The sequence below is a fragment of the Nocardia sp. CC201C genome (assembly GCF_030010695.1).
In the GTDB taxonomy this organism is placed as follows: Bacteria; Actinomycetota; Actinomycetes; order Mycobacteriales; family Mycobacteriaceae; genus Nocardia; species Nocardia otitidiscaviarum.
Map to the genome: position 1 here is coordinate 1 of NZ_JASCXP010000293.1, position 9513 is coordinate 9513.

At 68.1% G+C, this 9513-nt stretch carries 8 protein-coding genes; 5 read left to right on the forward strand and 3 right to left on the reverse strand.

The window, feature by feature from the left end; all coding sequences use genetic code 11:
* Positions 1-321: 321 nt before the first annotated feature.
* Positions 322-1173, reverse strand: coding sequence for a helix-turn-helix domain-containing protein (locus QK444_RS25515; RefSeq protein WP_282784433.1), 852 nt, complete (start codon positions 1171-1173; stop codon positions 322-324).
* Positions 1174-1402: 229 nt separating this feature from the next.
* Here QK444_RS25515 and QK444_RS25520 point away from each other — a divergent pair, with 229 nt between their 5' ends.
* Positions 1403-1996 carry an NAD(P)H-dependent oxidoreductase gene (locus QK444_RS25520; RefSeq protein ID WP_282784435.1) on the forward strand — a complete coding sequence of 198 codons (594 nt, stop codon included), beginning with the start codon at positions 1403-1405 and terminating at the stop codon, positions 1994-1996.
* 192 nt (positions 1997-2188) lie between these two features.
* Positions 2189-2974: a histidinol-phosphatase gene (hisN, locus tag QK444_RS25525; protein ID WP_282784437.1), complete on the forward strand. Its 786-nt coding sequence runs from the start codon at positions 2189-2191 to the stop codon at positions 2972-2974.
* Positions 2975-3309: 335 nt separating this feature from the next.
* On the opposite strand, the gene QK444_RS25530 is transcribed toward hisN, so the two are convergent.
* Positions 3310-4737 carry a glycosyltransferase family 39 protein gene (locus QK444_RS25530; RefSeq protein WP_282784438.1) on the reverse strand — a complete coding sequence of 476 codons (1428 nt, stop codon included), beginning with the start codon at positions 4735-4737 and terminating at the stop codon, positions 3310-3312.
* Between the two features lie 81 nt (positions 4738-4818).
* A complete protein-coding gene (locus QK444_RS25535; RefSeq protein WP_282784440.1) occupies positions 4819-5085 on the reverse strand; it encodes a hypothetical protein in 267 nt (88 codons plus the stop codon).
* A gap of 227 nt (positions 5086-5312) precedes the next feature.
* On the opposite strand from QK444_RS25535, the gene QK444_RS25540 reads away from it, so the two are divergent.
* The 3 genes from QK444_RS25540 to QK444_RS25550 form a co-directional block, all read left to right on the forward strand.
* A complete protein-coding gene (locus QK444_RS25540) occupies positions 5313-6695 on the forward strand; it encodes an acyl-CoA dehydrogenase family protein (protein WP_282784442.1) in 1383 nt (460 codons plus the stop codon).
* Between the two features lie 27 nt (positions 6696-6722).
* Positions 6723-7955 carry an acyl-CoA dehydrogenase family protein gene (locus QK444_RS25545; RefSeq protein WP_195120665.1) on the forward strand — a complete coding sequence of 411 codons (1233 nt, stop codon included), beginning with the start codon at positions 6723-6725 and terminating at the stop codon, positions 7953-7955.
* Between the two features lie 250 nt (positions 7956-8205).
* On the forward strand, positions 8206-9513 hold a 1308-nt coding region (locus QK444_RS25550), incomplete at its 3' end, for an HNH endonuclease signature motif containing protein (RefSeq protein WP_282784445.1).

The following is a 9513-nucleotide window of genomic DNA, read 5'->3' on the forward strand; positions in this document are numbered from 1 at the left end:
GGGGGGAATGGGGTGTCGATGGGGAGGCGTGGGCCGGGGGGTGATCCGGCGCGGCCGGTTCTCTTCAAACCTCGGAGCGCGGCTGGGTGGTGCCTCGTCGCACGGCGCGCGACCCGGCTTCCTGGAATTCGCTTCGATCGATCACGGTGCACATGATACGCCGCGCTCGCACCGGTGACGAGTGGAATAGATTACCGCCCAAGGGATTACCGTGACCACGAGCGAGCGACCCTACGACGCGGGTCACGCACCCGCCCGCGAATCCCGCTATCCGCTCGGATCGGGGGAACAGCCGGTGCCCGCCGCGTTTCACCGGACTGCTCAGCCGAGGGCGCGCAGACCGCCGGGACGGCGTCCCACCAGTCGGTCGAGGGCGGCGGCCGTGGCGTCGTCGGCGGGGAGGTGAACGAGAATGTGCTGGTCGTCGTCGGCGGAGAGGTCCAGGCGCTCCCAGGCCAGGCGCAATTCGCCGACCTCGGGATGGGCCAGGCGGTGAATGCCGGTGGCGGCGGCGAAACCGGGTATCGAGAGCACCCGGTCGCTGAATTCCGGGCCGACGGTGACCGCGAGTTCGTCGGCCAGTGACGCGACCAGGGCGTCGGAGCGGAAGGGACCGGCCTTCAGGGTGGCGACGGTGGCGTCGGCCAGGTGCGCCCAATCCGGGTAGACGGTGCGGGCGCGGGGGTCGGTGAACACGTAGCGGGTGAAGTTGGCGGGCAGTCCCGCATCGAGCAGACCCGATGGCTCCATCAGCCCGCGATAACTGTCCGTGCAGGCCAGCACCTCACCGAGCCGGTTGAGCACGGCGGCGGGCGCGGGTTCGAGCCGGTCCAGGATGGCGAGCACGGCCGAGCGCACCTCGCGGTTGGGCTGCGCACCGCCCAGGCAGTGGAAGCCACGCCCGGCCTTCTGCATCTGATACAGGTGAATGCGTTCGCTCGAGGTCAGCCGCAGTGCGTCCGCCAGCGCGGACAGCACCTCCGCCGAGGGATGCCGGTCGCGGCCCTGCTCCAGCCGGGTGAGGTATTCGACGCTCACCCCGGCAAGGGTGGCGAGTTCCGAGCGGCGCAGGCCGGGCGTGCGTCGCCGCGGCCCGGCGGGCAACCCCACGGCCGCGGGCGTGACCGCCTCGCGCCGACTACGCAGGAAGAGCCCCATCTCGTTATCACTCACGGCTCGAACGTAACAGCGTCCGTGCCCCGGAGAGTGGCCCTGCCACTACCACTCTCGGCGCGGCCTCCCGGCCACAGCACCGCGACGGCAGAGTCGAATTCGGCGACCGAGCCGACAGCGCGGTCCTGACGGCGGAGACGCATCGACCGTGGGTCGCCACCAACACCCGTATGCGGACGCTTGCCGCGATCGCGGCAATCCGCGCCGCTCCACTCATGAAGGAGTTCCCATGTCCGACACCCTGCGCCTCGCGGTGATCATCGCCAGTGTTCGCGAGGGCCGCTTCGGCCCGGTGGTCGCCGACTGGATCACCGAGTACGCCCGCGCTCACGGCGGCTTCGAGGTGGATCTGATCGACCTGGCGGAGATGGAGCTGCCGCACGCCCTGCCCGCGGTCTCCCCGCTCATGGACCCCAACCCACCCCGCCCGGCGGGGATGGTCGACCTGACCGAACGCCTGGGCGCGGCCGACGCGTTCATCATCGTGACCCCGGAGTTCAACCGCAGCTACCCGAGCTCCCTCAAGGCCGCCATCGACTGGCATTTCACCCAGTGGAACCGCAAGGCCATCGCCTTCGTCGGCTACAGCGGCAACAGCGGCGGCATCCTGGCCATCGAGCACCTGCGCCAGGTCTTCAACGAACTCCACGCCCACACCGTCCGCGGCTACGTCTCCTTCCCCCGCTTCTACCTCCTGTTCGATGCCGAGGGAAACCTGCTCGACCCCACCGGTCCCGGGGAAGCCGCCAGCGCCATGCTCGACGAACTCCACTGGTGGTCGGCCGCCCTGGCCGCCGCGCGCCCGGAGCCGGTGAGGGTGTGATCGGAGGCAGGCCCGCGCCCGGCGAGTACTCGGAGACGCCGCGTCAGTCGTCGACCTTGCAGCGGGTGATCAGGGCATCGAGACCGATGCGAAGCAAAACATCATGTCGTCTTCGGTGACCTGACACCGCGCACTCCGGGAACGCCGGGCGCCGACATGTCCGGTAGCGGGTGACAGGTTACGGTTTGGGGCGTGACCTCGTATTCCAGTGACCTCGAACTCGCCCTGCGGCTGGCCGACGCGGCCGATGGGATTACCCGTGATCGGTTCGGTGCGCTCGATTTGAAGATCGACTCGAAGCCGGATCTGACGCCGGTGTCGGATGCGGATCTCGCGGTGGAGCGGGAGATCCGGGCGATACTGGCGGCGGAGCGGCCGGCGGATGCGGTGCTGGGTGAGGAGTTCGGTGGGGAGGCCGAGTTCGGGGGGCGGCAGTGGGTGGTCGATCCGATCGACGGGACCAAGAACTTCGTGCGCGGGGTGCCGGTGTGGGCGACGCTCATCGCGCTGCTCGAGGACGGCGTGCCCGTTGTGGGCGTGGTGAGCGCTCCGGCGCTGGCGCGGCGCTGGTGGGCTGCGCGCGAGGCGGGGGCGTGGAGCAGTTTCGAGTCCGGTGAGCCGAAGGCGATCTCGGTATCGGCGGTGCCGCAGCTGGGTGCGGCCAGTCTGGCGATCTCCAGTCTGTCGGGCTGGCGCGATATCGGCCGCCGGGATCAGCTCATCACGCTCACCGACGAGGTGTGGCGGGTGCGCGGCTACGGTGACTTCTTCGGCTACGCACTGTTGGCGGAGGGTGCGGTGGATATCGCCACCGAACCCGAATTGTCCCTGTGGGATATGGCCGCGCTGGACATTCTCGTCCGGGAGGCGGGCGGGCGCTTCACCGCCTTGGACGGCACGCCCGGCCCGCACGGCGGCAGCGCGGTGGCCACCAACGGGCTGCTGCACGACGTGGTGCTGGCCGCGCTGGCCAGCTGAGTTCGCACCGGAACGACAAGAACGCCCCCGCTCCGTCGCGGGGGCGTTCTGCTGTCCGGAGGGCGCTAGGCGGATCCGGTGCCGCCACCATCCATGGGGCCGATCAGCACCCCGACGAGACCACCGAGCAGACCAACGACTACAGAGACGAGTCCTGACAACATGACTTCCTCCTTTCGCCTCGGTGAAAAACGTAGTGACCCTTGACAGTTGACGCTATGAGATCGAAATAACCGAATAGAACTCCTTGTTATACAGATCTCGCAACGCAGCGAATCACTTTGAATACAAGGAGGTTTGAAGTTCTTCCAGCGCAATCATGTTGCGTTGGAACATCATCCGAGATGACGCATCATAGACCATATATCGCCCCACAACCTGCGCGGATCGCGACACAGGAACAGCTCGGCACCCTGTTCGTCGTTGTCGACACCGAATCCGTTGTCGATCCGACCCATCGATTCCGGTTCGTGACACAGTCTTTCGACCTCCACTCGCTGAATACCCACCGTGAACACCCATCGGCCGTCGGCGGGCGGACCCCACCACCAGTAGGCGTTGTGCCCGCTGTGCGGCGTCGGCAGGCCGTACGCGGCTCCGAAACGTTCGAGGGCGGCGGCCTCCCCGTAGTTGGACGTGAGCAGTTCGGCGTCGGGTGCGACCTCGGATCGGATCTCGGCGATCTGCCGCACGAACTCCGGCCAGCCGATGGTCTCCCCCGCGTCGTAATTCACCTCCGGCACCGGAGATTCCGGTATCGCGGACACCGGCAGCACCGGAAGGAACAGCAGCGCCGAGCCCACCGCGCCGACCCCCACCACGGCACCGATGCCGACCGCGCGCACCCGACGCGCCGTGTACCACCGCTCGAGGCCCACCGCTCCGGCGGCGAGCAGCAGCGGATACATGCCACCCAGGTAGTACGCCTTCCCACCGACGATCGCGTAGAGCGCGAAGAGCGCACCGTAGGTGAGCACGAAAGCGCGATAGGGCGACCGCCACAGCCACCACAGTCCGAATGCCCACAGCGGCACCAGCAGCGGGCCGATCAATCCGAGTTGCAGGAGTACGAAGGTGAGCGGCGTATCCGAGGTGCCCGATGATCCGCCCGCCAGTGACCTGCTGACTTCCCATTGCGGCCACCCGTGCCGCGCCTGCCAGAGCAGGTAGGGCGATACGAGCAGGACGGCGATCAGGACGGCGAGGGGAAAGTACCTGGTGGCGAATATCTTTCGCGGCCCGATCGCGGCGAAGCACACCGCCGTGACGACCAGTGGAACCGCGATGAGCGCCTTGTTCAGCAGGCCGACCCCCGCGAGTGCCCCCACCGCGAGCCACAGCCGCGGGTCGGCTTCCGACCGCAGCAATCGCAAGAGGAGGACAACCACGCCCGACCACACCGCGAGGTCGATGATCGTCGTGCCGAACAGATGCCCGGCCGCCATGACCAGCGCCGCGGCCGCCACCGAGGCCGATGCCACGGTTTGCGCGGCCTTCCCGCCACCGAGTTCGCGTGCCGCGAGTCCGGCACAGATCACCACAACGGTGGCCGCCGCGATGGCCGGAAGCCGAAGCAGCACCAGCGAATCCGCGTCGACGGCCGAGACGCCGCGGGCGATCAGCGGTGTCAGCGGCGGTTGGTCGGCGTATCCCCAGTCGAGTCGCCGCCCCGCCGCGAGGAAGTACATTTCGTCACGGTGGTAGCCGTACCGATCGGCGAACACTCCGAGGACGGCCGCGAATACCCCCGCTACCCAGTACATATGGTTACCGTCCCACACCGGGTCCGATACGGCGCGGGTACCGGCGCGCCAGCTGCGGGTGCCGTCGCCGGTACGCGCGGGTCAGTCCGGAATCAGGTCGAATCCGGCGGAGTTGGTGTCGATGCCGACGTCCACGTCGGTGTCGCCGCCACCGGGCGTGGGCAGCGCGGAGTTGGAGCCCACCTCGCTGGCGCTGCCGCTGCTGCCGAATTCGGTGCCGATGGGGCCCGCCGTGGCCGGGGGCCGGGTCGGCTGGTACGGCTCCAGCGAGATGGTGGCGGATGCGGCGGGTACGACGGCGAGGGTCAGGGCGGCGACGGCACCGGCCGTGGCCACGAGTCTCTTCATGGGTGCGACCTCCTTGCGGGGGCGGATGATGCGCCCCCACGGTAGCCCAGCCCGCCTCTTTCTGAAGCGAATTTGTTTCACTAGTTGCCGCGATCTCGACACTCCGCCACCGACCAGGCGATTCGACAACTCTCGACGGCTTTCTTACTCTGAAGTAAGATAGTCTTACTCAGGAGTAAGATTGCTGGGCAGGATCACCCCACACACACCCGAGAAATTTGGTGATTATGAGTACTCGAGACACCGCAACGAAGCGGGACACCTCCGCTGTCGGACTCAACCCGGTCAAGCGCGACTGGATGGGCGCGGCCATGCGGGTCATGACGACGATCACGGGATCGGAACTCGCCGAGAAGTACAAGCTGCGCAAGCCGATCGAGCGGCTCACCTACGAAGGCACCAAGACCGGCTTCCGCACCCTCGGCGCGGCCACCCGGGCGTTCGAGAAGGTGTCCGGCGGCGGCGCTCCGAAGCGGCTGCCCGCCAACGAGTCCCGGGGCAAGGACTACTTCGACCTGACCCCGACCGACGAACAGCAGATGATCGTCGAGACGGTGAAGGAGTTCGCCGAGGAGATCCTGCGCCCGGCCGCCTACGACGCCGACAACGCCGCCAAGGCCCCGCGTGACCTGCTCGAGCGGGCCGCGGAACTCGGCATCACCCTGATCAATGTTCCCGAGGAGCTGGACGGCGCGGCCTCCGAGCGCGGCGCGGTCACCAACGCGCTGGTAGCCGAGGCGCTCGCGCACGGCGATATGGGACTCGCGCTGCCCATCCTGGCCCCCAGCGGCGTGGCGGTGGCGCTGTCGCAGTGGGGTACCGACGCCCAGCAGCGCACCTACCTCGGCGCTTTCACCGGCGAGAACGTGCCGCAGGCATCGGTCGTGATCAGTGAGCCGCAGCCGCTGTTCGACCCCTTCGCGCTGCGTACCAAGGCGACCCGCTCCCCCAGCGGCTACCGCCTCAACGGTGTGAAGAGCCTGGTCCCGGCCGCCGGTGACGCCGAGCTGTTCATCGTCGCCGCCGAACTCGACGGCCGCCCCGCCTTCTTCATCGTCGAATCCGACACCGACGGTGTGGTGATCGAGGCGGATCCGGCCATGGGTCTGCGCGCCGCGGGCCTGGGTCGCCTGCTGCTGAACAATGTCGCGGTCCCTGCCAACGCCGTCCTGGGCGATGCCGACGCCGTGCAGCGCGCCGAGGATTACGCGGACGCGGTGCGGCTGGCCCGGCTGGGCTGGTCGTCGCTGGCGGTCGGCACCGGTCAGGCCGTGCTGGATTACGTGATCCCGTACGTGAAGGAGCGCGAGGCGTTCGGTGAGCCGATCGCGCACCGGCAGGCGGTGGCGTTCATGGTCGCCAATATGGCGATCGAGCTGGACGGTATGCGCCTGGTGACGCTGCGCGGCGCGTCGCGCGCCGAGCAGGCGCTGTCGTTCGCCCGCGAGGCGGCGCTGGCCAAGAAACTGGCCTCCGACAAGGGCATGCAGATCGGCCTGGACGGCGTGCAGCTGCTCGGCGGCCACGGCTTCACCAAGGAGCACCCGGTCGAGCGCTGGTACCGCGATCTGCGCGGCATCGGCGTCGCCGAAGGCGTCGTCCTCGTCTAGCCCCGACTTCTCACACGGAGACCACCAATGATCAATCTCGAACTCCCCAAGAAGCTGCGGGCCAGCGCCAACCAGGCCCATCAGGTGGCCGCGGAGATCTTCCGCCCCACCTCGCGCAAGTACGACCTCGCCGAGCACGAGTACCCGGTCGAGCTGGACACCATGGCCGCCATGGTGGAGGGCCTGTCCGACTCCGGCGCACAGGACGTCTCCGGCGCCACCGGCGGCCGCAAGGCCCAGGAGGGCGAGGGCGACGGGCACGCCACCGAACTGCTGGGCAACAGCAACGGCGGCAATATGTCCGCGCTCATGAACGCCCTGGAGACCTCGTGGGGCGATGTCGGCCTCATGCTCTCCATCCCCTACCAGGGCCTGGGCAATGCGGCCATCGCCGCGGTCGCCACCGATGAGCAGTTGCAGCGCTTCGGCAAGGTGTGGGCCGCCATGGCGATCACCGAGCCGTCCTTCGGTTCCGACTCGGCCGCGGTGTCCACCACCGCGGTGCTCGACGGTGACGAGTGGGTGCTCAACGGCACCAAGATCTTCGTGACCGCCGGTTCGCGTGCCACCCACATCGTGGTGTGGGCGACCGTGGACAAGTCCAAGGGTCGCGCCGCCATCAAGTCCTTCGTGGTGCCCCGGGATGCCAAGGGCCTCACCGTGTCCCGCCTCGAGCACAAGCTCGGCATCAAGGCGTCCGACACCGCCGAAATCCGCTTCGAGGACTGCCGGATTCCGAAGGACAACATCCTCGGTTCGCCGGAAGTCAATGTGGAGAAGGGTTTCGCGGGCGTCATGCAGACGTTCGACAACACCCGCCCGCTGGTGGCCGGTATGGCCGTCGGCGTGGGCCGCGCCGCTCTCGAGGAACTGCGCAAGATCCTCACCGACGCGGGCGTCGAGATCTCCTACGACACCCCGCCGAACAACCAGCACGCCGCCGCCGCGGAATACCTCCGCCTGGAAGCCGATTGGGAAGCGGCCTACCTGCTCTCCCTACGCGCGGCCTGGATGGCCGACAACAAGAAGCCGAACTCCCTCGAGGCCTCCATGTCCAAGGCCAAGGCCGGCCGCATGGGCACCGACGTCACCCTCAAGGCCGTCGAACTCGCAGGCCCCCTCGGCTACAGCCAGCGCACCCTGCTCGAGAAGTGGGGCCGCGACTCGAAGATCCTCGACATCTTCGAAGGCACCCAGCAGATCCAGCAGCTCATCGTGGCCCGCCGGGTGCTGGGACTGTCCAGCGACAAACTGAAGTAGGTTCTGGGACAGGGCAACCGGCGCGAGTTCCGCGGAGCTCGCGCCGGTTTCTGTTCGCGGCATCCATCGGGGATTCCACACCCATATCCCGAATGCCCCGGAAGTCACCAATGCCCGAATAGGTCGGCGGGCGGAACGAAATTTGCCGTGAGCACACCCGGGAACGAGATACGCGCATCGGCTTGCGAGAAGGGGTGCGTGAACAATGTTTCTCCTTCTGGCACAATTCCTTTCCCGATAGAATTACGGCATGAATACGAGCCGGGCGGGTGAGGTATTCGCGGTCGTGGAGGAATTGACAACCGCGACCACCGCCCTGCTCGACGAAGACCTGACCCGCTACACCGACACCGACTTCGTGGAACTGATGCGACGCGTCGAAGCCGTCCGCGCCCGACTGGGCGCGGTGTCGCATCGCCTGGTCATCGAGACCAGCGACCGGCACCTGCCCGAACGCGCCGGATGCAAGAGCCTGGCCAAGTATTTGAGCGAAACCCTGCGGATCTCGATGGCCGAGGCCGGAGCACGACGCCGCGCAGCACAGAAACTCGGCGTGTTCCATTTCGTGCACGGAGAAGACCGGGAACCGGAATACCCGCGCACCGCCGCCCACCAAACCGCCGGGCGGTTGTCGATCGAACACGCGCGGCGCATCATGGCGGTGATGGACCGCATCCCCGCCGCCGTACCGACCGAATTGCGGGTAGAGGCCGAACGACTGCTGGCCGAACACGCCTGCACGATGACCCCCGAAGCAGTGGTCACGGTCGGGGAATCGATCCTGGCCCACCTCGACCCCGACGGCACCCTGACCGACGACCGTGACCGCGACCGCGTCCGGAGGATCACGGTGGGACGTCAACGCATCGACGGCATGACCGAGATCAGCGGGCTGCTCACCCCCCAGTTGCGGGCGCTGCTGGACGCGGTGCTGGCCAAGGGCGCGCGACCGGGCATGTGCAACTCCGCCGACCCCGACAGCCCCACCCTCGGTGCCCGCGCGATCGACCCCAAGACCCTCGAAGCCGCCGCCGAACGCGACACCCGCACCATCGCCCAACGCAACCATGATGCTGTGGCGGCGTTCCTGACCGCCACCGGCGGATCGAAAACCCTCGGCAGTCACCGCGGCATGCCCGTCTCGGTCGTGCTCACCATGCGCCTCGAGGACCTCGAACGCGGCACCGGGCACGCGGTCACCGCGGCGGGCACGACGATGTCGATCCCGGCCGCGTTGCGGCTGGCCGAAGGCCGCTACCCGTGGCTGTTGCTCTTCGGCCGCGACGGCGTCCCCCTCTACCTCGGGCGCGGACAACGCCTCGCGTCGCGCTGGCAGCGGTTGGCGTGTGTGGCCCGCGACCGTGGCTGTACCTTCCCTGGTTGTGACGCGCCCGCGACGATGTGCGCGGTGCACCATCTGATCCCGTGGGCACACGGGGGTGGCACCGATATCGACAACCTGACCCTGGTGTGCGATCGGCATCATGCCCAGGTCGCCGAGGACGCCGACGACCCGACCGGGTGGGCCACCGAACGTCTGGGTGCGCACACTACACAC